At 72.2% G+C, this 21,047-nt stretch carries 16 protein-coding genes; 3 read left to right on the forward strand and 13 right to left on the reverse strand.

Annotation, left to right across the window (positions count from 1 at the left end):
• Positions 1 to 54 precede the first annotated feature (54 nt).
• The 4 genes from infB to rimP all read right to left on the reverse strand — a co-directional run bounded on the left by infB (position 55) and on the right by rimP (position 5,277).
• Positions 55 to 3,165 carry a translation initiation factor IF-2 gene (gene infB, locus ACGFZW_RS25760; protein WP_393895590.1) on the reverse strand — a complete coding sequence of 1,037 codons (3,111 nt, stop codon included), beginning with the start codon at positions 3,163 to 3,165 and terminating at the stop codon, positions 55 to 57.
• 160 nt (positions 3,166 to 3,325) lie between these two features.
• Positions 3,326 to 3,616 (reverse strand): YlxR family protein, encoded by a 291-nt coding sequence (locus ACGFZW_RS25765; RefSeq protein WP_393895591.1) that lies wholly within the window; start codon positions 3,614 to 3,616, stop codon positions 3,326 to 3,328.
• Between the two features lie 123 nt (positions 3,617 to 3,739).
• The gene (gene nusA / locus ACGFZW_RS25770; protein WP_393895592.1) at positions 3,740 to 4,732 is read right to left on the reverse strand and encodes a transcription termination factor NusA; all 993 of its coding nucleotides are present in this window, start codon (positions 4,730 to 4,732) and stop codon (positions 3,740 to 3,742) included.
• Between the two features lie 2 nt (positions 4,733 to 4,734).
• On the reverse strand, positions 4,735 to 5,277 hold the full coding sequence (gene rimP / locus ACGFZW_RS25775; protein ID WP_393895593.1) for a ribosome maturation factor RimP: 543 nt from the start codon (positions 5,275 to 5,277) through the stop codon (positions 4,735 to 4,737).
• A 159-nt stretch (positions 5,278 to 5,436) separates the two neighbouring features.
• Here rimP and ACGFZW_RS25780 point away from each other — a divergent pair, with 159 nt between their 5' ends.
• From ACGFZW_RS25780 to ACGFZW_RS25790, 3 genes are all read left to right on the forward strand, one after another.
• A complete protein-coding gene (locus ACGFZW_RS25780; protein ID WP_393895594.1) occupies positions 5,437 to 5,982 on the forward strand; it encodes a hypothetical protein in 546 nt (181 codons plus the stop codon).
• 121 nt (positions 5,983 to 6,103) lie between these two features.
• Positions 6,104 to 6,613, forward strand: coding sequence for a ferritin-like domain-containing protein (locus ACGFZW_RS25785; protein ID WP_393895595.1), 510 nt, complete (start codon positions 6,104 to 6,106; stop codon positions 6,611 to 6,613).
• Between the two features lie 44 nt (positions 6,614 to 6,657).
• Positions 6,658 to 7,569, forward strand: a complete 912-nt coding sequence (locus tag ACGFZW_RS25790; RefSeq protein WP_393895596.1) for an aminoglycoside phosphotransferase family protein — start codon at positions 6,658 to 6,660, stop codon at positions 7,567 to 7,569.
• A gap of 71 nt (positions 7,570 to 7,640) precedes the next feature.
• Here the strand turns inward: ACGFZW_RS25790 and ACGFZW_RS25795 are convergent, their stop codons facing one another.
• The 9 genes from ACGFZW_RS25795 to ACGFZW_RS25835 all read right to left on the reverse strand — a co-directional run bounded on the left by ACGFZW_RS25795 (position 7,641) and on the right by ACGFZW_RS25835 (position 20,890).
• Positions 7,641 to 9,350, reverse strand: a complete 1,710-nt coding sequence (locus ACGFZW_RS25795) for a proline--tRNA ligase (protein ID WP_393895597.1) — start codon at positions 9,348 to 9,350, stop codon at positions 7,641 to 7,643.
• 88 nt (positions 9,351 to 9,438) lie between these two features.
• The gene (locus tag ACGFZW_RS25800) at positions 9,439 to 9,975 is read right to left on the reverse strand and encodes a GNAT family N-acetyltransferase (protein ID WP_393895598.1); all 537 of its coding nucleotides are present in this window, start codon (positions 9,973 to 9,975) and stop codon (positions 9,439 to 9,441) included.
• 25 nt (positions 9,976 to 10,000) lie between these two features.
• Complete coding sequence (locus tag ACGFZW_RS25805; RefSeq protein ID WP_393895599.1) at positions 10,001 to 10,846, reverse strand: GNAT family N-acetyltransferase; 846 nt, start codon at positions 10,844 to 10,846, stop codon at positions 10,001 to 10,003.
• A gap of 184 nt (positions 10,847 to 11,030) precedes the next feature.
• Positions 11,031 to 12,209: a flavodoxin-dependent (E)-4-hydroxy-3-methylbut-2-enyl-diphosphate synthase gene (gene ispG, locus ACGFZW_RS25810; RefSeq protein WP_393895600.1), complete on the reverse strand. Its 1,179-nt coding sequence runs from the start codon at positions 12,207 to 12,209 to the stop codon at positions 11,031 to 11,033.
• Positions 12,210 to 12,453: 244 nt separating this feature from the next.
• On the reverse strand, positions 12,454 to 13,755 hold the full coding sequence (locus tag ACGFZW_RS25815) for a M50 family metallopeptidase (RefSeq protein ID WP_393895601.1): 1,302 nt from the start codon (positions 13,753 to 13,755) through the stop codon (positions 12,454 to 12,456).
• A complete protein-coding gene (gene dxr / locus ACGFZW_RS25820; protein WP_393895602.1) occupies positions 13,752 to 15,026 on the reverse strand; it encodes a 1-deoxy-D-xylulose-5-phosphate reductoisomerase in 1,275 nt (424 codons plus the stop codon). Before dxr ends, ACGFZW_RS25815 begins: the two co-directional genes overlap by 4 nt.
• 176 nt (positions 15,027 to 15,202) lie before the next feature.
• Positions 15,203 to 17,122: an acyl-CoA dehydrogenase family protein gene (locus ACGFZW_RS25825; protein ID WP_393895603.1), complete on the reverse strand. Its 1,920-nt coding sequence runs from the start codon at positions 17,120 to 17,122 to the stop codon at positions 15,203 to 15,205.
• A gap of 396 nt (positions 17,123 to 17,518) precedes the next feature.
• Positions 17,519 to 18,979, reverse strand: a complete 1,461-nt coding sequence (locus ACGFZW_RS25830; protein WP_393895604.1) for an aldehyde dehydrogenase family protein — start codon at positions 18,977 to 18,979, stop codon at positions 17,519 to 17,521.
• A gap of 261 nt (positions 18,980 to 19,240) precedes the next feature.
• Entirely contained in the window at positions 19,241 to 20,890 is a 1,650-nt protein-coding gene (locus tag ACGFZW_RS25835) for a PucR family transcriptional regulator (RefSeq protein ID WP_393895605.1), read from the reverse strand.
• Between the last annotated feature and the right edge of the window lie 157 nt (positions 20,891 to 21,047).

A 21,047-nucleotide genomic window follows, 5' to 3' on the forward strand; every position in this document is an offset into this window, starting at 1 on the left:
GCCCGACCACCACCCCTGGTGGTCTGCGACGCACGCAGGCTGCTGTTCGCGTGATCAGCCGCGCGGCTTCTCGCGCATCTCGTACGTCGCGATGACGTCGTCGATCTTGATGTCGTTGAAGTTTCCGAGGTTGATACCGCCCTCGAAGCCTTCGCGGATCTCGGTGACGTCGTCCTTGAAGCGGCGCAGACCCTGGATGTTGAGGTCCTCCGCGATGACCTTGCCATCGCGGACCAGACGGGCCTTGGTGTTGCGCTTGACCTCGCCGGAGCGGATGAGCACACCCGCGATGTTGCCGAGCTTGGACGAGCGGAAGATCTCGCGGATCTCCGCGGTACCGAGCTCGACCTCCTCGTACTCCGGCTTGAGCATGCCCTTGAGGGCCGCCTCGATCTCCTCGATCGCCTGGTAGATGACCGAGTAGTACCGGACGTCGACGCCCTCGCGGTCGGCCATCTGCGTGGCACGGCCTTCGGCGCGCACGTTGAAGCCGATGACGATCGCGTCGGAGCCGGACGCCAGGTTGATGTCGGACTCCGTGACCGCACCGACGCCGCGGTGCAGCACGCGGATGTCGACCTCTTCACCGACGTCGAGCTGGAGCAGCGAGGACTCGAGAGCCTCCACCGAACCGGACGCGTCGCCCTTGATGATGAGGTTGAGCTGCTGCACCTCGCCGGCCTTGAGCACCTTGTCGAGGTCCTCGAGGGACACCCGGCGGGTGCGCTTGGCGAAGGCGGCGTTGCGCTCGCGCGCCGCGCGCTTCTCGGCGATCTGACGGGCCGTACGGTCCTCGTCGACGACCAGGAAGTTGTCGCCGGCACCCGGGACGTTGGTCAGACCCAGGACCAGGACGGGGGTCGAAGGACCCGCTTCCTCGACGTTGTTGCCCTTGTCGTCGAGCATCGCCCGGACACGGCCGTACGCATCGCCGACGACCATCGTCTCGCCGACGCGCAGCGTGCCGCGCTGGACCAGGACGGTCGCCACGGCGCCGCGGCCACGGTCGAGGTGCGCCTCGATCGCGATGCCCTGCGCGTCCTGCTCCGCGTTGGCGCGCAGGTCGAGCGAGGCGTCCGCGGTCAGGACCACGGCTTCGAGCAGCTGCTCGATGTTCAGGCCCTCACGAGCGGAGATGTCGACGAACATGGTGTCGCCGCCGTACTCCTCGGCCACCAGACCGAACTCGGTGAGCTGACCGCGCACCTTGGTCGGGTCGGCGCCCTCGACGTCGATCTTGTTGACCGCGACCACGATCGGCACGTCGGCCGCCTTGGCGTGGTTCAGGGCCTCGATCGTCTGCGGCATGACACCGTCGTTGGCCGCCACCACGAGGATCGCGATGTCGGTCGACTTGGCACCACGGGCACGCATGGCGGTGAACGCCTCGTGACCCGGGGTGTCGATGAAGGTGATCCGACGCTCTTCGTCGTTGACCTCGGTCGCGACCTGGTAGGCACCGATGTGCTGGGTGATGCCGCCGGCCTCGCCCGCGATGACGTTCGTCTTGCGGATCGCGTCGAGCAGTCGCGTCTTACCGTGGTCGACGTGACCCATGACGGTCACCACCGGCGGACGCGCGACGAGCATCTCCTCGCCGCCCTCGTTCTCACCGAAGTCGATGTCGAAGGACTCGAGAAGCTCGCGGTCCTCCTCCTCCGGGCTGACGATCTCGACGACGTAGTTCATCTCGTCGGCGAGCAGCTGCAGCGTCTCGTCGGAGACCGACTGGGTCGCGGTGACCATCTCACCCAGGTTCAGCATGACCTGGACGAGCGACGCCGGGTTGGCGTTGATCTTCTCGGCGAAGTCCGTCAGCGAGGCACCGCGCGACAGGCGAACCGTCGCACCGTTGCCACGGGGCAGCATGATGCCGCCCACCGACGGGGCCTGCATGGCCTCGTACTCCTGACGCCTCTGCCGCTTCGACTTACGGCCACGACGCGCCGGACCGCCGGGACGGCCGAACGCACCCTGCGTGCCACCACGGCCACCGGGACCGCCGGGACGACCGGCGAAGCCGGGACGACCGCCGAAGCCGCCGCCACCGCCGGGACCACCGGGACGACCGGCGAAACCGCCGCCGCCACCGGGACGGCCACCGCCGCCACCGCCACCGGGACGACCGGCGAAGCCGCCGCCGCCACCGGGACGACCGCCGCCACCGCCGGGACGACCGGCACCGCCGGGACCGCGACCGCCGCCGCCACCGGGGCCCGGACGCGGGCCGGCAGCGGGACGCTGCGGCATCATGCCCGGGTTGGGACGGTTACCGCCGCCGCCACCGGGACGCGGCGCGCCACCGGGAGCCGCACCCTGCGGACGGGGCATGCCGCCCGGAGTGGGACGGGCGCCGCCCTGACCACCCTGGGGACGCGGGGCACCCTGGCCGCCGCCCTGCGGACGCGGGCCGCCGGGACCACCCTGGCCGCCGGGACGCGGAGCGCCACCGGGACGGGGGGCCTGCGGACGGGCCATGCCGGTGGAGCCACCGGACGTGAACGGGTTGTTGCCCGGACGGGGGCCGGACGGACGCGCACCGCCGGGACGGCCGCCCTGGCGGTCGCCACCGGGACGCGGAGCGTTACCGCGCTGACCACCCTGACCCTGTGCCGGCGCCGGACGGGCCGGACGCGGGCCGGGGGTGGCACCGGGACGGGGTGCGGACTGACCGGCGGCGGGAGCTGCCGGCGGAGCCTGGAACTCGGGCTGCGCGGGGGCAGCGGGAGCAGGCTTGGGCGCCGGGGCCTTCGGAGCCGGCGCGGGGCGCGGACCCGGGGTGGGCCCGGCGGAGGGGGTGCTGCTCTTGGGGGCTGCCGGAGCCTCGGGCGCCTGCGGCGCCTCGGGGGCGGCCGGGGCCGGAGCCGCGGGGCCCGGCTTGGGCGCGCCCGGCTTCGGGGCAGCGGGACGTGCCGCCTGCGCCGGCGAGGGCGCCGACGGGGACGGCTTTGCGGGGGCCGACTTGCGCGGCGCCGCGGGCTTGCCGGCGGCGCGGCCGTTGCCGCTGCCTGCCTGGAAAGCGTCGGTCAGCTTGCGCACTACCGGCGCCTCGATCGTCGAGGACGCCGAACGGACGAATTCCCCAAGTTCTTGGAGCTTGGCCATGACGACCTTGCTCTCGACGCCGAACTCCTTGGCGAGTTCGTATACCCGGACCTTAGCCACTTCGCTCCTTCTAGGTCCGGGTTGTCCACCGGACCGTCGCTACTTCATGGGCGTACTCATCGCGTACTCATCGAGTGCTCATCGCAATCTCGACCTACTTCCGACTCGCGAGGTACCTGACCGCACGGTTTTCCGTGCGCTGTGCGTTTCTTGCCGTGCGTTAGTGCAGGGGCGGCTGCTCGGCTCGCTCGACGTGGTGGCGCAAGGCCGTCGTGTCGAACGGTCCCCGGCCCCGAAAAGCCCGGGGAAAAGCCCGGCGGCGAACCGCCAGGTCGAGGCAGACCAGTGTCGGGTGCACATAAGCACCCCGGCCGGGCAGCGTACCGCGAGGATCGGGGGCACACTCACCCTCCATCGCCACGATGCGCAGCAAATCGCCCTTGGCCGCTCGCTCCCGGCATCCCAGACAGGTTCGCTCAGGGCATGCGCGGGCATGCGTCCGGCCAGACACTGCTTAAGTCTACCTCCCCGCGGCGGCCTCACCCCGATGGGGTAAGGCCGGAACGGCTGCTGAGAATTCCCGGCAGCACGCCGCGACCCCTCCTTTCGGGCGGGACGCGGCGGCGCCGCTTGATCAGTCCTGCGGTGCCTGCTGCTCGGTGTCGGGGCGGATGTCGATCCGCCAGCCCGTGAGACGGGCGGCGAGCCGGGCATTCTGCCCTTCCTTGCCGATGGCCAGGGAGAGCTGGTAGTCGGGGACGGTGACCCGGGCGGACCGTGCCGCCAGGTCCACGACCTCGACCTTGCTGACCCGGGCCGGCGACAGCGCGTTCGCCACCAGGTCGGCCGGGTCGTCCGACCAGTCCACGATGTCGATCTTCTCGCCGTGCAGCTCGGCCATGACGGCGCGCACCCGGCCGCCCATCGGGCCGATGCAGGCGCCCTTGGCGTTGAGGCCGGAACGGGTGGACCGTACGGCGATCTTGGTGCGGTGGCCGGCCTCGCGGGCGATGGCGGAGATCTCCACCGAGCCGTCCGCGATCTCCGGTACCTCCATGGCGAAGAGCTTCTTCACCAGATTGGGGTGGGTGCGCGAGAGCGTCACCGACGGTCCGCGGACGCCCTTGGCCACCCGGACGACGTAACTGCGGATGCGGGTGCCGTGCGCGTAGTCCTCGCCGGGTACCTGCTCCTGCACCGGCAGCATGGCCTCCATCGGGCCGATGTCCACCAGGACGTTCTTGGGGTCCTTGCCCTGCTGGACGACGCCGGTGATGACATCGCCCTCACGCCCGGCGAACTCGCCGAAGGTGATCTCCTCCTCGGCGTCCCGCAGCCTCTGCAGGATGACCTGCTTGGCGGTGGTCGCCGCGATCCGTCCGAAACCGGAAGGGGTGTCGTCGAAGGCGCGGGGCTCGGCGCCCTCCTCCACGTCCGCCGGGTCCTCCTTCGCCCACACCGTGACGTGCCCGGTGTTGCGGTCCAGCTCCACCCGCGCCTGCCGACGGCTGCCGTCGGTGCGGTGGTAGGCGATGAGGAGGGCCGACTCGATCGCCTCGACCAGCAGGTCGAACGAGATCTCCTTCTCCCGCACCAGACCCCGCAGGGCACTCATGTCGATATCCACGGCTACGCCTCCTCCTTGTTCTCGTCGATCTTCTCGTCCTGCTGCGCGTCGTGCTTGTCCGTCTTTTCGGACTTACGGCTGAATTCCAGCTCGACCCGCGCCTTGGCGATCTCCGCGAAGGCGACCCGTCGGGCGGTCGGCTTACGGCCCTTGACGCCCGGAACCTCGAGGTCCAGGCCCTCGTCATCGACCGCGATGATGCGCGCCACCAGCTCGCCGCCCTCATGGAGTTGGGCCTTGACGAGGCGGCCGACGGCGCGGCGGTAGTGCCGCAGCTCGGTCAGTGGCCGGTCGGCGCCGGGTGAGGTCACCTCGAGGGTGTAGGGGGCGCCGCCCATCACATCGGTGTCGTCCAGGACCTGGGAGGCCTCGCGGCTCAGCTCGGCACACTCGTCCAGCTGGACGCCCTCGTCGGAATCGACCACGATCCTCAGCACCCGCCGCTTGCCTGCGGGGGTCACCTCGATCTCTTCCAGATCCAGGTCTCGCGCGGCGACGAGCGGTTCAAGCAATCCGCGCAGCCTCTCGCTCTGGGTGGTGCTCATCCGGGTGACTCCTCGGCCGCGTGTGCTGTTGTGGGTAGGTCGCGTGTCGGGTCAAAGCCTATCTGTTCCGGCGGGGTACTGACGATTCGGTGGCCGGTCACGGATACCCTCGCCTGCGGTGATCACTACGGAAGACCCGGGAAGTGGAACGTGCCGAACGTGAAGCTCACGCGCAGAAGGACCCTGCTGGCCGGTGCCGCCCTCGGGGGCGCGGCCCTGCTCGTGGGCTGCTCCGAGGATCCGGACCCCTCGCTGGCCGAGCACTCCTCCGCCGCCGAGCGGCTCCGCGAGCGCTCCGCCCGGGACAGCAGGCAGTTGCTGGCGCGCTACGACGCGACGCTGGCGGCACATCCGGACCTGGAGACACGGCTGCGGCCGCTGCGCGACGAAGTCGCCCGCCACGCAAGGGCGTTCAGGGACGACGCCGCCACCCCGTCCCCGACCGCGACCCCGTCCGACGCTCCGGCCCGCAACGCCGGCGCCCTCTCCTCCGGCGCTTCGCCGAGCGCCTCCCCTTCCTCGGGCGCCGACGTTCCCAAGGACGGGAAGGCTGCCCGCACCGCCCTGGCCGACGCGGAACGCGAATTGTCCGACACCCGCGCCAAGGCCCTCAAGGGCGCGCCACCGGAGCTGGCACGGCTGCTCGCCTCGGTAGCGGCGTCGGGCGCGGCCCACGCCTACCTGCTGACGGAGTCCGGGGCGTGACAGCCCCGCAGGCGCGCGGCGAGGGCGGCGAATCGCCGCCCGGCCGGCGATCACGTCAAAGGGGCACCCACGCACCACGCGGGGATCGCCGTAACCACAGGACCGGACAAAGGGCAGGCACATGAGGGTCGGGACAGCGCGCACCGAGGACGACGACAGCGGCAACGACGAGCTGACGGCCGTGCAGGCCGCCCTGGCCGCCGAACACGCGGCGGTGTACGGCTACGGCGTCGTCGGCGGCCGTATCGGCGGCGAGCGGCGCAAGGAGGCGCAGGCGGCGTACGACGGGCACCGTGCCCGCCGCGATGCCCTGCACCGCGCCGTCCGGGATCTGGGCGGCAAGCCGAAGGCCTCGGCCGCGGCGTACGAACTGCCGTTCCCGGTGCCGGACGCGGCCGCCGCGGCCCGGCTCGCCGCTGAGCTGGAGGACCGGCTGGCCGCCGTCTACGCGGACCTGGTGCGGGCCGGTGACACGGCACGCCGGGCGGAGGCGGCCGCCGCACTGCGCGAGGCGGCAGTGCGGTCGGTGCGCTGGCGCGGCAGCGGCGTAGCCTTCCCTGGGCTCGGCGAACGGGCCCAGGCCGGCCTCCCGACCGGCTCCGCGAGCGCTTCCTCCAACAACGCGCTCTGAACGGCCGCCCGCGGTCACCGCACCAGGAAAGGGACAGCTCAAGCATGGCAACGGCACCCATCGAACCGCCGCAACGGTTGGTGAGCTCGCTCAGCGGCGAGCAGGACGACGTTGCCCGGGGCTGGCTCGCGGCGCTGCCGACGATGGTTCAGGAGCGGCTGGCGGCATGGGAGCTGACGCTGGAGCGGGTGCACGCCCCCGGGGGCCGGAGCAGTCTGCTGGCGCTCGTACGGCAGCAGGACGGGACGCCCGCGGCGTTGAAGTTCCCGGTGCCAGGGCGGGTGTCCGCGCACGAGGCCGCGGCGCTGACGGCGTGGGACGGCTGGGGTGCGGTGCGGCTACTGCGGTCGGACGAGGAGAGCGGCGCGCTGCTGCTGGAGCGGCTGCAGGGCTCGGTGTCCCTGCGTTCGCTGCCGGAGGCCAAGGCGCTGCTGGAGGCGGCGGGTACGGCGCAGCGGCTGTGGGTGCCGCCGGGCGAGAAGCATCCCTTCGAGACTCTGGCCGGGCGTACGGAGGAGGCGGCGGAGGCACTGCGGGCGGCGGCTGAGGCCGTCCCGGCCGCCGCGCCTTTGGTGGAGGAGGCGCTGGAGCTGCGCCGCGCGCTGCCGGCCGGCTCCGACGAGGCGTATCTGCTGCACGGCGCGTTCCGGCAGGGCAAGGTCCTGGCGGGCGAGCGGGTGCCGTGGCTGGCGGTCGGGCCGGCGCCGGTCGTCGGCGAGCGGGCGTACGACCTGGCCGCACTGGTGTTGGACCGCTTCGAGGATCTGGCGGCCGGCTCAGGCGCGGCCGCCGCGGCCCGCCGCAGGGTGGCCAAGCTGGCCGACTCCCTGGAGGTCGAGAGGGACCGGCTGCGGGACTGGACGCTGTACCGCGCGGTCGGCGCCGGCGTGCGGGAGTCGGCCTCGGGCGACCGGCAACGGGGCGAATTGCTCCTGGAGTTCGCGGCCTGGCTGTAGCCGGCGACGTGACGGAGCGAAGAACGGGCCGGCCGGGTGGCGATCCACCCGGTCGGCCCGTCCGCTGACTGCTACGCGCCGAGGCGGGCGACCGCTTCCTCGACGGTCAGCTCCTCGCGCTCGCCGGTGCGGCGGTCCTTGACCTCGACGACGCCCTCGGCGGCGCGGCGGCCGGCGACCACGATGGTCGGGACGCCGAGCAGTTCCGCGTCGGTGAACTTCACACCGGGCGAGACGCCGGCCCGGTCGTCGACCAGGACCCGCAGCCCCGCGGCGCCGAGCTGCTCGCCGACCTCCAGGGCGAGCTCGGTCTGCTTGGCCTTGCCCGCGGCGACGACGTGCACATCGGCCGGCGCGATCTCGCGGGGCCAGCACAGGCCGGACTCGTCGTGGGTCTGCTCGGCGAGGGCGGCCACCGCACGGGAGACGCCGATGCCGTAGGAGCCCATGGTGACGCGGCTGGGCTTGCCGTTCTGGCCGAGCACGTCCAGCTCGAAGGCGTCCGCGTACTTGCGGCCGAGCTGGAAGATGTGGCCGATCTCGATGGCGCGGTCGATGCGCAGGCCGGCGCCGCACTTCGGGCAGGGGTCGCCCGGCTCGACGACGACCACGTCGAGGTACTCGTCGACCTCGAAGTCACGGCCGACGACGACGTTCTTGGCGTGCATGCCGGGCTTGTTGGCGCCGGTGATCCAGGCGGTGCCCTGGGCGATGCGCGGGTCGGCGAGGAAGCGGAAGGACTTGCCCGCCAGACCCTGCGGGCCGACGTAGCCGCGCACCAGGTCGGGGCGGTCGGTGAAGTCCTCCGCGGTGACCAGTTCGACGGTGGCCGGCGCGAGGTGCTCGCCGAGCTTGCCGAGGTCCACCTCCCGGTCGCCTGGCACGCCGACGCCGACGATCTCCCCGTCGACCTTGACCAGGAGGTTCTTCAGGGTGGCGCCGGCCGGTACACCGAGGTGCGCGGCGAGCGTCTCGATGGTGGGGGTGTCGGGGGTGTCCAGCTCCTCGAGGGGCCCGTGGGCGCTGCCGTCGACCGGCTCGACCTTGGTGGTGACGGCCTCGGTGTTGGCGGCGTAGTCGCAGGCCGGGCAGTCCACGAAGGTGTCCTCACCGGCCGCGGCGGGGGCGAGGAACTCCTCGGAGGCGGAGCCGCCCATCGCGCCGGAGACGGCGGAGACCACGCGGTAGTCCAGGCCGAGGCGCTCGAAGATCCTCCGGTACGCCGCACGGTGCAGGGCGTAGGACTCGGCCAGGCCCTCGTCCGTGGTGTCGAAGCTGTAGGAGTCCTTCATCTGGAACTCGCGGCCGCGCAGCACGCCCGAGCGGGGGCGCGCCTCGTCGCGGTACTTCGTCTGGATCTGGTAGAGGATGACCGGCAGGTCCTTGTAGGACGTGCACTGGTCCTTGACCGTGAGGGTGAAGATCTCCTCGTGGGTGGGGCCGAGGAGGTAGTCGGCGCCCTTGCGGTCCTTGAGGCGGAAGAGCAGGTCGCCGTACTCCTCCCAGCGGCCACTGGCCTCGTACGGCTCCTTCGGCAGGAGTGCGGGCAGCAGGACCTCCTGGCCGCCGATGGCGTCCATCTCCTCGCGCACCACGCGCGAGACGTTCTCCAGCACCTTCTTGCCCAGCGGCAGCCAGGTCCAGATGCCGGCGGAGGTGCGGCGGACGTACCCGGCGCGTACGAGCAGCTTGTGGCTGGCGGTCTCGGCGTCGGCCGGGTCGTCACGCAGCGTCTTGATCATCAAGCGGGACATGCGCTGGACCTGTGCGGCGTTGGCCATGGGAGTTTCTCCTGCGTAAGAAAGATGACTCCCTGGAGGTTAGCCGCACCGATGTGGCGCATGGAAATGCGTTCCGCCCCGGAGAGGGTCAGCGGCGCAGCAGCGGCAGTGGCGCGCCCATCACGGCGTAGGGCGTCGGGGCGCTGGGGAAGAGCACGCGGCGGGCGAGATCGCGGTATCCCAGGGAGCGGTAGAGGGCGCGGGCGGGGCTCTCGGTGTCGATGGCGGAGAGGATGCTGCGGGGCTCGCGGGCCTCGTCGGTGATGCGGGTGATGAGCGTCCGGCCGATGCCGCGGTTCTGGTAGGCGGGGTGCACATGCAACTCGGTGATGACGAAGGAGTCGTCGAGCCAGTGGTCGAGGCTTTCGCCGCGCAGGTAGGGCTCGACGACGGTGGACCACCAGTGGCCGCGGTCGTTGGGCATGCCGTAGACGAAGGCGATGAGCCGGCCGGCGGCGGTGGTGGCGCCGAGGGCGTGGGCGCCGCGGCAGCCGAGGTGGCGCAGCACGATGTGCCGCCGGACGGTGATCTCGTCGTCGGTCAGACCGAACGCCAGGGCCTGCACGGCGAGTGCGTCGTCCACCCGGGCAGCGAGATCGAGGGGGCCGACCGCGACGTCATCCATGGTCGGGAGCGTACAAGGCGGCGGGTCAGAACAGTACGCTCATGAACGCGCCGACTTCCTCGAAGCCCACCCGGCGGTAGGAGGCGCGGGCGGCGGCGTTGAAGTCGTTGACGTAGAGGCTGACGACGGGGGCGACGTCGCTGAGGGCGTAGCGCAGTACGGCGGCCATGCCGGTCTCGGAGAGTCCTTTGCCGCGGTGGTCGGGGTCGACCCAGACGCCTTGGATCTGGCATGCCTTGGGGGTCGCGGCGCCGATCTCGGCCTTGAAGACGACCTTGCCGTCCTCGATGCGGGCGAACGACCGGCCGGCGCCGACGAGTTCGGCGACCCGGGCCTGGTAGAGCAGGCCGCCGTCGCCGGCCATCGGGGAGATGCCGACCTCCTCGGTGAACATGGCCACGCACGCGGGCATGATCACGTCCATCTCGTTCTTGCGGATGCGCCGTACGAGGGGGTCGGGTGTGACCTCGGCGGCGGGTGCGCTGGTGACCATGAGGGGCTGGTGACGGCGTACCTCACGGGCTGCGCCCCAGTGGGGCTCCAGGAGGGACCACAGCTCCGCGGTCGGGCCTGCCGGGCCGACGATGGAGGAGCAGCGCCGGCCTTGGCGGCGGGCGCGTTCGGCGAAGCCGCGGATGGCTTCCGGGGTGGCGCAGACGGGGACGAGATTGGCGCCGGCGTAGCAGAGGGACTCCAGCCGGCCGTCGACGTACCAGCCCCACATCTCTCCGCCGAGCCGCCAGGGGTCGAGCCCCGCGACCTGCACGCGGGCGGCGACGAAGGCGTTGGCGACCGGGTCGCGGTCCAGGACCACGAGGGCGTCGTCGAGCTCCCCGGGCTCAAGCACCTTGATGGTGGTGGTCGTCAGCACGTGTCGGAATGCCTCACCGTTACGGGCCTGGGAGGACAGGCAGGAGCAGGTCTTGGCACTTTACCTCTCCGTGCGCGAGCGCACCCGGCTCGTGGGCGGGCCCGCGGCGGGGGCGCGCTGTGCGTGAGCCCCGCGGCCCGGAGGGCGGCGGGGCTCGGACGCGGTGCGGCGCGGGCGCGAGGCGTCAGCCGACGGCGCCGGCGGGCTCGCCGGCGGCGGTGACGACGGGGGCACCTGAGGCGACGCCGTCCTTCTCCATCTGCTCGGCGATCTTCAAAGCCTCTTCGATGAGCGTCTCGACGATCTTCGACTCGGGGACGGTCTTGATGACCTCGCCCTTGACGAAGATCTGGCCCTTGCCGTTGCCGGAGGCGACGCCGAGGTCGGCCTCGCGGGCCTCACCGGGGCCGTTGACGACGCAGCCCATGACGGCGACGCGCAGCGGCACCTCCATGCCCTCCAGGCCGGCCGTGACCTCGTCGGCGAGCTTGTAGACGTCGACCTGGGCGCGGCCGCAGGACGGGCAGGAGACGATCTCCAGGCGGCGGGGCTTGAGGTTGAGGGATTCCAGGATCTGCAGGCCGACCTTGACCTCTTCGGCGGGCGGCGCGGACAGCGAGACGCGGATGGTGTCGCCGATGCCCTCGGAGAGCAGTGCGCCGAAGGCGACCGCGGACTTGATGGTGCCCTGGAAGGCGGGGCCGGCCTCGGTGACGCCGAGGTGCAGCGGGTAGTCGCTCTGGGCGGCGAGCTGGCGGTAGGCGTTGACCATCACGACCGGGTCGTTGTGCTTGACCGAGATCTTGATGTCGCGGAAGCCGTGCTCCTCGAAGAGGGACGCCTCCCACAGGGCGGACTCGACGAGCGCCTCGGGGGTGGCCTTGCCGTACTTGGCGAGCAGCCGGGCGTCCAGCGATCCGGCGTTGACGCCGATGCGGATGGGGGTGCCCGCGTCGGAGGCCGCCTTGGCGATCTCCTTGACCTTGTCGTCGAACTGCTTGATGTTGCCGGGGTTGACGCGGACCGCGGCGCAGCCGGCGTCGATGGCGGCGAAGACGTACTTGGGCTGGAAGTGGATGTCCGCGATGACCGGGATCTGGGACTTCCGGGCGATGACGGACAGCGCGTCGGCGTCGTCCTGCGTCGGGCAGGCGACGCGGACGATCTGGCAGCCGGAGGCCGTCAGCTCGGCGATCTGCTGCAGAGTGGCGCCGATGTCGGACGTCCGGGTGGTCGTCATCGACTGCACCGAGACCGGTGCGTCTCCGCCCACGGCGACCGTACCGACCTGGATCTTGCGGCTGACCCGGCGGTCGGCGAGCTTGGTCGGTACGTCCGGCATTCCGAGTGAAATGGCAGTCATCTGGCGAGCAACCCCAAGGTGTGGATCTAGGTCCCGAATTCGGCGGGCTCCGGTAATCGAGATTACGGCACCAGGGTTACGGGAGGCACATCGCTACCCCTGAGAAACCCCCGAAAGAGGGCCGCCGCGCACACCCATCTGTCATGGGAGCACCGATCCACCGTACCGCCCGGCAGTGGCCGGGCGGCCTCCGCCCGGCACCTCCCGCCCGCGTCGGGCGGGAGGTGCCGGGCAGGGCCCCGGCTCAGGTCAGCTTCACCGGATTGACCACGTCGGCGACGAGCACCAGCAGGGTGAAGCAGACGAAGACACCGGCGACGACGTAGGCGACCGGCATCAGCTTGGCGACGTCGAAGGGACCGGGGTCGGGGCGCCGGAAGACCTTGGCGAAGGCCCGCCGGACGGACTCCCACAGGGCGCCGGCGATGTGCCCGCCGTCCAGCGGCAGCAGCGGCAGCATGTTGAACAGGAAAAGCGAGAGGTTGAAGCCGGCGACCAGGAAGAGCATGGTCGCCACCCGCTGCTCCGGCGGGATGTCGAGGGAGAAGACCTCGCCGCCGACCCGGGCCGCGCCGACCACGCCCATCGGGGAGTCCTGCTTGCGCTCACCCCCGTTGAAGGCGGCGTCCCACAGGTCGGGGACCTTGGTGGGCAGGTGGACCAGCGAGTCGACGCCCTGCTGGACCATGTTGCCCATGCGGTCCACGGACTGGCCGAAGGACTGCTGGACGACGCCGCTGGCCGGGGTGAAGCCGAGGAAGCCGGCGGTGACGAATTCGCCGGCGACGTACCCGCCGTGTCCGTCGGTCTTGGCGACCTTGTTCTCGATCAGGTCGGCGTGCAGGGTCCGCTGCGCGCCGCCGCGCTCCACGACGAGCGTCGCGGGCCCGGTGGTGTCGCGGATCTGCTCCTGGAGGGCGCCCCAGTCCGGGACGGAGCTGCCGTTGAACGAGACGATCTTGTCGCCGGCGCGCAGGCCGGCGGCCTTGGCCGGGGAGTCCTTGGCGCCTGCGGGGCACTTGTCGGTCTTGGCGGAGGCCGAGATGACGCAGTCCGAGACGGAGCCGACCTGGGTGGTCTGGGTGTTGATGCCGAAGCCCATCAGCACGCTCATGAAGATCACGACCGCGAGGATCAGGTTCATGAACGGCCCGGCGAACATCACGATGACGCGCTTCCACGGCTTGCGCGTGTAGAACAGCCGCTTGTCGTCACCGGGCTGCAGCTCCTCGAAGGCCGCCGAGCGGGCGTCCTCGATCATGCCGCGCCACGGTGAGGTGGAGCGGGCCTGGAGCTTTCCGTCATCGCCGGGCGGGAACATGCCGATCATGCGGATGTAGCCGCCGAGCGGGATGGCCTTGATGCCGTACTCGGTGTCGCCCCTCCTGCGGGAGAAGAGCGTCGGGCCGAAACCCACCATGTACTGCGGCACCCGGATGCCGAACATCTTGGCCGTGGAGAGGTGGCCGAGTTCGTGCCAGGCGATGGAGAACAGCAGACCGACGACGAAGACGACTATGCCGAGGATGGTCATCCAGGTCGTCATGCGCGAGCCTCCGAAGGTGTGCGTGCCGCGCGTGCGGCGAGTTCGCGGGCGCGGGCGCGCGCCCAGGTCTCCGCCTCCAGGACGTCCGCGACGGTCAGGGAAGTTCCCCGCGCGGGCGTGCCGTGCTCGGCGACCACTTCGGCGACCGTATCCACAATCCCTGTGAACGGCAGCCCGCCGTGGAGGAACGCGTCCACGCATTCCTCGTTCGCCGCGTTGAAAACGGCGGGTGCCGTGCCGCCCAGACCGCCGACGTGGCAGGCCAGCGGGACGGAGGGGAAGGCGGCCTCGTCGAGCGGGAAGAACTCCCAGTTCTGCGCCTTCGTCCAGTCCACGCCGGGCGCGGCGTCCGGGACCCGCTGCGGCCAGCCCAGGCCCAGCGCGATCGGCATGCGCATGTCGGGCGGGCTGGCCTGGGCGAGAGTGGAGCCGTCCGTGAACTCCACCATCGAGTGGATGTAGGACTGCGGATGGACGACGACCTCGATGCGGTCGAAGGGGACGTCGAAGAGCAGATGCGCCTCGATGACCTCCAGACCCTTGTTGACCAGGGTCGCGGAGTTGATCGTGACGACCGGGCCCATCGACCAGGTGGGGTGGGCGAGCGCCTGCTCGGGGGTGACGCCGGCCAGCTCCTGCCGGGTGCGACCGCGGAACGGGCCGCCGGACGCGGTGACGACGAGCTTGCGGACCTCGGCGCGAGCGCCGCCGGCCAGCGCCTGGAACAGCGCGGAGTGCTCGGAGTCGACGGGGATGATCTGGCCCGCCCGGGCGGCGGCCTTGACCAGCGGGCCGCCGACGATCAGCGACTCCTTGTTGGCCAGGGCGAGGGCCCGGCCTGCGGTGAGCGCGGCCAGGGTGGGGGCGAGACCGATGGAACCGGTGATGCCGTTGAGAACGGTGTGGCACGGCGAGGCGGCGAGTTCGGTGGCCGCGTCGGGGCCCGCAAGCACCTCCGGGAGCGGCTCGCCCGCCCCGTAGCGCGCCGAGAGCGCCTCCCGCAGCGCGGGCACCGCGTCCTCACGGGCGACCGCGACGGTGCCGGCCCGCAGCCGGTGCGCCTGCTCGGCGAGCAGCTCCACCCGGCCGCCGGCCGCGGAGAGCGCGGTGACGCGGAAGCGGTCGGGGTTGCGCAGCACGATGTCGATCGCCTGGGTGCCGATCGAACCGGTCGACCCGAGAATGACGAGCGAGCGGGGGCCCTGCGGGCCTCCCGGATCGGTGGGAGCCGGCTCGAAACGCAGGTGCGGGTGGGCGAGGGAGTCCGTCATGCGGTCCATTGTGGCCGGTCGGTGCGGCGCCGCGGGCACCGAGTCGGCGAGCTGGTGATCAAGGGGTACCGCCGGGGGCGCCCCGAGCGGCTCCGGGCGCCTCGTACGGGCGACCCGTGGGCCGTCCGTACGAGGCGTCGCGGTGCCGCTCGGGGCGCGCTACCGGTGTCGTGCGGTCAGCGGATCGGCCGGTGCACGTTGTCCTTCGTGCTCGGGCCGGGTGTGGCGTCGGCGATCCAGGGGCCGTCACCGCTGGGGTCGATGACGCCGTCCTCCAGCCAGGTGTACCGGCCGTCGAGTACCCCGGAGACGACCTTGCGGTCGAGGTCGTCGGTGTTGTGCCAGAGCCTGGCGAAGAGCTCCTCGACGCGGATCCGGGACTGCCGGCAGAAGACGTCGGCCAGCTGGTGGGCCTCGCGGCCGCGCTCGCCCGTGAGGCGCAGGTGCTCCGCCCGTACGCAGGCCGCGCTCATCGCGAAGAGCTCGGCGCCGATGTCGACGATCCGGCCGAGGAAGCCCTGTTTGGTCTCCATCCGGCCCTGCCAGCGGGACATCGCGTAGAAGGTGGCGCGGGCGAGCTTGCGGGCGGCCCGCTCGACGTACCGCAGATGGACCGCGAGTTCGCCGAACTCCTGGTAGGTGCGCGGGAGTTGACCCGGTCCGGCGACGAGCTTGGGCAGCCAGCGGGCGTAGAAGCCGCCGGCCTTGGCGGCGGCCCTGCCCTTGTCGGCGAGGGACTTGTCGGGGTCGATGAGGTCGCCGGCGACCGACAGGTGGGCGTCCACCGCCTCCCGGGCGATCAGCAGGTGCATGATCTCCGTCGAGCCCTCGAAGATGCGGTTGATCCGCATGTCGCGGAGCATCTGCTCCGCGGGGACGGCCCGTTCGCCGCGGGCGGCGAGCGAGGCGGCGGTCTCGAAGCCGCGGCCACCGCGGATCTGGACCAGTTCGTCGGCCATCAGCCAGCCCATCTCGGAGCCGTAGAGCTTGGCCAGGGCCGCCTCGATGCGGATGTCGTTGCGGTTCTCGTCGGCCATCTGCGAGGAGAGGTCGACGACCGCTTCCAGGGCGAAGGTGGTGGCGGCGATGAAGGAGATCTTTGCGCCGACCGCCTCGTGCCGGGCGACCGGCTTGCCCCACTGCTCACGGGCCGCCGACCACTCACGCGCGATCTTCAGACACCACTTGCCGGCGCCGACGCACATCGCGGGCAGCGAGAGCCGGCCGGTGTTGAGCGTGGTCAGCGCGATCTTCAGGCCGGCGCCCTCGGGGCCGATGCGGTGCTTGGCGGGGACTCGCACCTGGTGGAAGCGGGTCACGCCGTTCTCCAGGCCGCGCAGGCCCATGAAGGCGTTGCGGTTCTCGACGGTGATGCCCGGCGAGTCCGCCTCGACGACGAAGGCGGTGATCCCGCCCTTGTGACCGGTGGAGGCGGGCACCCGTGCCATCACCACGAGCAGGTCGGCGACCACACCGTTGGTGGTCCACAGCTTCACGCCGTCCAGCACGTAGTCGTCGCCGTCCGGCACCGCGGTGGTCGCCAGGCGGGCGGGGTCGGAGCCGACGTCCGGCTCGGTCAGCAGGAACGCCGAGATGTCCGTACGGGCGCAGCGCGGCAGGAAGGTGTCCTTCTGCTCCTGCGTGCCGAAGGTCTTCAGCGGCTGGGGGACGCCGATCGACTGGTGTGCGGAGAGCAGCGCGCCGATGGCCGGGCTCGCCGAGCCGACCAGGGAGAGGGCCCTGTTGTAGTAGACCTGGGTGAGGCCGAGGCCGCCGTACTTGGTATCGATCTTCATGCCGAGCGCGCCGAGCTCCTTGAGCTCTCTGACGGTCTCGTCCGGGATCCGGCCCTCGCGTTCGATGCGGGCGCTGTCGATCTTCGTCTCGCAGAACTCGCGCAGGGTGGCGAGGAACTTCTCACCGCGCCGTACGTCGTCCGCGGCCGGGGTGGGGTGCGGATGGATGAGGTCGAGCCGGAAGCGCCCCAGGAACAGTTCCTTGGCGAAGCTGGGCTTACGCCAGTCCTGTTCACGGGCCGCCTCGGCGACCTGGCGTGCTTCGCGCTCGGAAACGTTGCGGATGGACGGAGCGGTCATCAGGAGCTCACCTCGCCGCGGATCGGGAGTTTGCACCGGCGCGCCGGTCGGCTACCGGTCCGTGCTACTTGTGAGCGTTCCCGATTCGCGGGGGTTGCACCACTGCTGGCGCGGGATGTACCGGCCCGGCCGGGCGGAAATCCGCCAACGGTGGTATGCGGCGGACGCCCTCCTGCCCGGCGCGGCGGCCTCCGGTGACCGACCGTCGGACGGGAGCTCGGGGCCCACCTGCGCGTTCCGCGGGTGAAACGGGGCCGCGGCGCGCTCCGGACGTGATGTCGGAGCGCGCCGCGGAGGGGCCGGCGCCGGGGGGCGAGCCGGCCGGGCCTGGACGGCGGGTGGCCTCGGGGAAGGCCGCCGCTGTCCACCGGTCCAGGCCGGTCGGGTGCTTTTCTGCTAGAGGTCCAGGCCGGTGAGGACCATGACCCGCTCGTAGGTGTAGTCGTCCATGGCGAAGCGCACGCCCTCGCGGCCGACACCGGACTGCTTGACGCCGCCGTAGGGCATCTGGTCCGCGCGGTAGGACGGCACATCGCCGACGATCACGCCACCGACCTCCAGCGCGCGGTGGGCGCGGAAGGCGGTCTGCACGTCGTGGGTGAACACGCCCGCCTGCAGGCCGTACTTGGAGTCGTTGACGGCGTCGAACGCCTCGGCCTCGCCGTCGACCTTCTTGAGGGTGAGGACCGGGCCGAAGACCTCTTCGCAGGCGAGCGTCGCCCCGGCCGGCACGTCCGCGAGCACGGTCGGCGCGTAGGAGGCACCGTCCCGCTTGCCGCCGGCCAGCAGCTTCGCGCCGCCCTGCACGGCCTCGTCCACCCAGGCCTCGACGCGCTTGGCGGCGTCCTCGCTCACCAGCGGGCCGACCTCGGTGGCGTCGTCCGACGGGTCGCCGGTGACCTGCGCCTCGACGGCCGCCACGATCTTGGGCACCAGGCGGTCGTAGACGGTGGCGTCGGCGATCACCCGCTGCACCGAGATGCAGGACTGGCCGCCCTGGTAGTTGGAGAAGGTGGCGATGCGCTGCGCCGCCCAGTCCAGGTCCGCCTCGGAGGAGAAGTCCGGCAGGACGACGGCCGCGCCGTTGCCGCCGAGCTCCAGGGTGCAGTGCTTGCGCGGCACCGAGTCCAGGATCGCGTAGCCGACCTTCTCCGAGCCGGTGAAGGAGACGACGGGCAGCCGCTCGTCCTGGACCAGCGCCTCCATCCGCTCGTTGGGCACCGGCAGGATCGACCAGGAACCGGCCGGCAGCTCGGTCTCGGCCAGCAGCTCACCGAGGATCAGACCGGAGAGCGGGGTGGCGGGAGCCGGCTTGAGGAGGATCGGGGCGCCGGCCGCGATGGCCGGGGCGATCTTGTGGGCGCAGAGGTTCAGCGGGAAGTTGAACGGCGCGATGCCCAGGACGGTGCCGCGCGGGAACCGGCGGGTCAGCGCCAGGCGGCCGGCGCCGCCCGCGTCGGTGTCCAGGCGCTGCGCCTCGCCGCCGTTGAAGCGGCGGGCCTCCTCGGCCGCGAAGCGGAACACCGAGATCGCCCGGCCGACCTCGCCGCGCGCCCACTTCATGGGCTTGCCGTTCTCGGCGGAGATCAGCCGGGCGATCTCCTCCGTACGCTCCACCAGGCGGCGCTGTACGTGGTCGAGGGCGGCGGCCCGCACATGCGCGGGGGTCGCGGCGAACTCGGCCTGGACGTCGACGGAGGCGGCGATGGCCTCCTCGACCTGGGCCTCGGTGGGGACGCTCACCGTACCGACGAGACGTCCGTCCCAGGGGGAGGTGACATCGAAGGTGGCCTCGCCGGTGGCCTGGCGGCCGGCGAGCCAAAAGGCGGTGGGGGCTGCATCAGTGTGGATCGGCACAGTGGTTCCCGGCCCTTCCGAAGTGGTGGGTGGTGCGCATGGCTCTGGGAGCGGCTCTGCGTATCGGCGTTTTCAGCGTGTTCGGCTCTGCCCCCACCGTAGGGGCGCGGCGCCGTCGTGGCGTTTGTCCGAAGCGGCGTAATCCGTCCGCGGGTCTCTCCGCGGTGGAAGAGGCGCAAAGGGGGTCGGCGGGCGTCGCCCCGGGGCGAGCGGGAGCCCGTCGCTCCGCGCTCCGGTCGCCCCCGCGGACCCGCCCCGCCCTCACTCCCCCGGAGGCGTCGACGTCGCCTTGAGGGCCAGCCACAGCTCCATCCGGACGTCCGCGTCGTCGAGGGAGCGGCCCAGGATCTCCTCCACCCGCCGCATGCGGTAGCGCAGGGTGTGCCGGTGGACGCCCAGGTCGGCGGCCGCGGCGTCCCACTGGCCGTGCCGGGACAGCCAGGCGCGCAGCGATTCCACCAGGTCACCGCGGCCCGTCGCGTCGTGGTCGCGCAGGGCGCGCAGCAGTCCGTCGGCGAAGGCGCGCACGGCGTCGTCGGCGAGCAGCGGCAGCACGGACCCGGCGGCGACGTCCTCGTGCTCGACCAGTGCGCGACCGCGGCGGCGGGCGACGGACAGCGCCTGTTGGGCCTGGCGGTGGGCGTGTGCGGCCGCCGCGGGGCCGGTGGGCGCGGACAGGCCGACGGCCAGCCCCTCGGCACCGGCCGCGGCCTCGGTCCGCGCGGACCGTCCGCGGCCGCGCGGCTGCGTCCCCGAGCGGGCCTCGACCACCGCGGCGTACGCGGAGCAGGCGTCCTCGGCGGCGCCGCCGGCCGCGACCAGCACCGACAGCCGGCCGGTGTCGGGGACGGCGAGCACCGCCTCGCCGGTCCTTGCGGCGGCGGAGTCCATGGCGTCGGCGAGTGCGTCCAGCACGGCCGGGGCCTCCGCGGCCGTACGCGGCGCGGGGGCGTCGTCGTCGGGGGCGACGGGCTCGGCGATGACCACCCGGAACGGGGCGTCGAGCAGCCCGCCGTAGAGCCGGCCGGCCACCGCGCGGGCGTGCTCCGGCTCGCCCGCCAGCAGCATCTTCAGCACCGCAGCACCCAGCCGCTGCTCGGCGTCCTGGAGGGCACGGGAGCGTTCGGTGGTGAGGGTGAGCAGCGCGACGGCGGAGTGCACGGCGTAGCGCTCGGCCGTGCCGAGCGGGGCGCCGGTGCCGACCGCGAGGACGCCGCGGGCCCTGCGGCCGGTGCCCAGCGACTGCAGTTCGACGCGGTCGTCGCCGTCGGTGTCGCTGACGACGGAGCTGGCCGGTGCGGGCCGTTCGCGCAGCCGGCCGACGTCATCGGAGAGCCGGGCGGCGCGGCGGGCGGCCCAGTCGGGGGCGGCGGCGACGACCGCGCCCGAGGCGTCGTAGAGGGCGGCCCAGCCGTCGAGGTGGGCGGCGAGCCTGGCGAGCAGCTCGGCCGGACCGTCGGGTCCGAGGGCGGCGCGGGTCAGTTCCCGCTGGGCCTCGAAGCCGGCGGTCACCGCGCGGTACTGGTCGGCGGCGACGGCGGCCGAGACGGCCTTGCTGATCGCGATGAAGGGGGTCTTGCGGGGCACTCCGAGCAGCGGGAGGTTCTCCTGCCGGGCCGCTTCGACGAGCGCGTCGGGCACGCCTTCGTAGTTGACGCCGACCGCGAAGCCCAGGCCGACGACCCCGGCCCCGGCCACCCGACGGACGTACGTGCGGGTCGCCTCGGCGTCCTCGGCGTCCAGCTTCAGGGCGGTGACGAGCAGCAGCTCACCGCCCTCCATGTAGGGCACCGGGTCGATCAGCTCGCTGGCGTGAGCCCAGCGCACCGGGACGTCCAGCCGCTCCTCGCCCGCGAGCACGGTCAGCTTGAGCGCGGAGTGGTTGACCAGGGAAGCCAGGGTGTGCGGCATGGGACCTTCGATGACGACGTGGACTCGGCGGCCGCCGCCGGTGGGGGCGGGGCGACACCGCCCGGTTGTTTGCGCCGTCCCGTATGAACGGCTGGTGTCGATTCTGCCTCAGCGGAAGGATCGAGGGGCGCCGAAGGGGCGGACCGGCCGGTGCCGC

This window comes from Streptomyces sp. NPDC048248, from assembly GCF_043201875.1.
Lineage (GTDB): Bacteria > Actinomycetota > Actinomycetes > Streptomycetales > Streptomycetaceae > Streptomyces.

Coding starts and splice junctions, on each gene's coding strand:
- rimP (WP_393895593.1), bottom strand. CDS start 5,277: ATGAGCACCACCCAGAGCGAGAGGCTGCGCGGATTGCTTGAACCGCTC.
- ACGFZW_RS25785 (WP_393895595.1), top strand. CDS start 6,104: ATGAGGGTCGGGACAGCGCGCACCGAGGACGACGACAGCGGCAACGAC.
- ACGFZW_RS25790 (WP_393895596.1), top strand. CDS start 6,658: ATGGCAACGGCACCCATCGAACCGCCGCAACGGTTGGTGAGCTCGCTC.
- ACGFZW_RS25795 (WP_393895597.1), bottom strand. CDS start 9,350: ATGGCCAACGCCGCACAGGTCCAGCGCATGTCCCGCTTGATGATCAAG.
- ACGFZW_RS25800 (WP_393895598.1), bottom strand. CDS start 9,975: ATGGATGACGTCGCGGTCGGCCCCCTCGATCTCGCTGCCCGGGTGGAC.
- ispG (WP_393895600.1), bottom strand. CDS start 12,209: ATGACTGCCATTTCACTCGGAATGCCGGACGTACCGACCAAGCTCGCC.
- ACGFZW_RS25815 (WP_393895601.1), bottom strand. CDS start 13,755: ATGACGACCTGGATGACCATCCTCGGCATAGTCGTCTTCGTCGTCGGT.
- dxr (WP_393895602.1), bottom strand. CDS start 15,026: ATGACGGACTCCCTCGCCCACCCGCACCTGCGTTTCGAGCCGGCTCCC.
- ACGFZW_RS25825 (WP_393895603.1), bottom strand. CDS start 17,122: ATGACCGCTCCGTCCATCCGCAACGTTTCCGAGCGCGAAGCACGCCAG.
- ACGFZW_RS25835 (WP_393895605.1), bottom strand. CDS start 20,890: ATGCCGCACACCCTGGCTTCCCTGGTCAACCACTCCGCGCTCAAGCTG.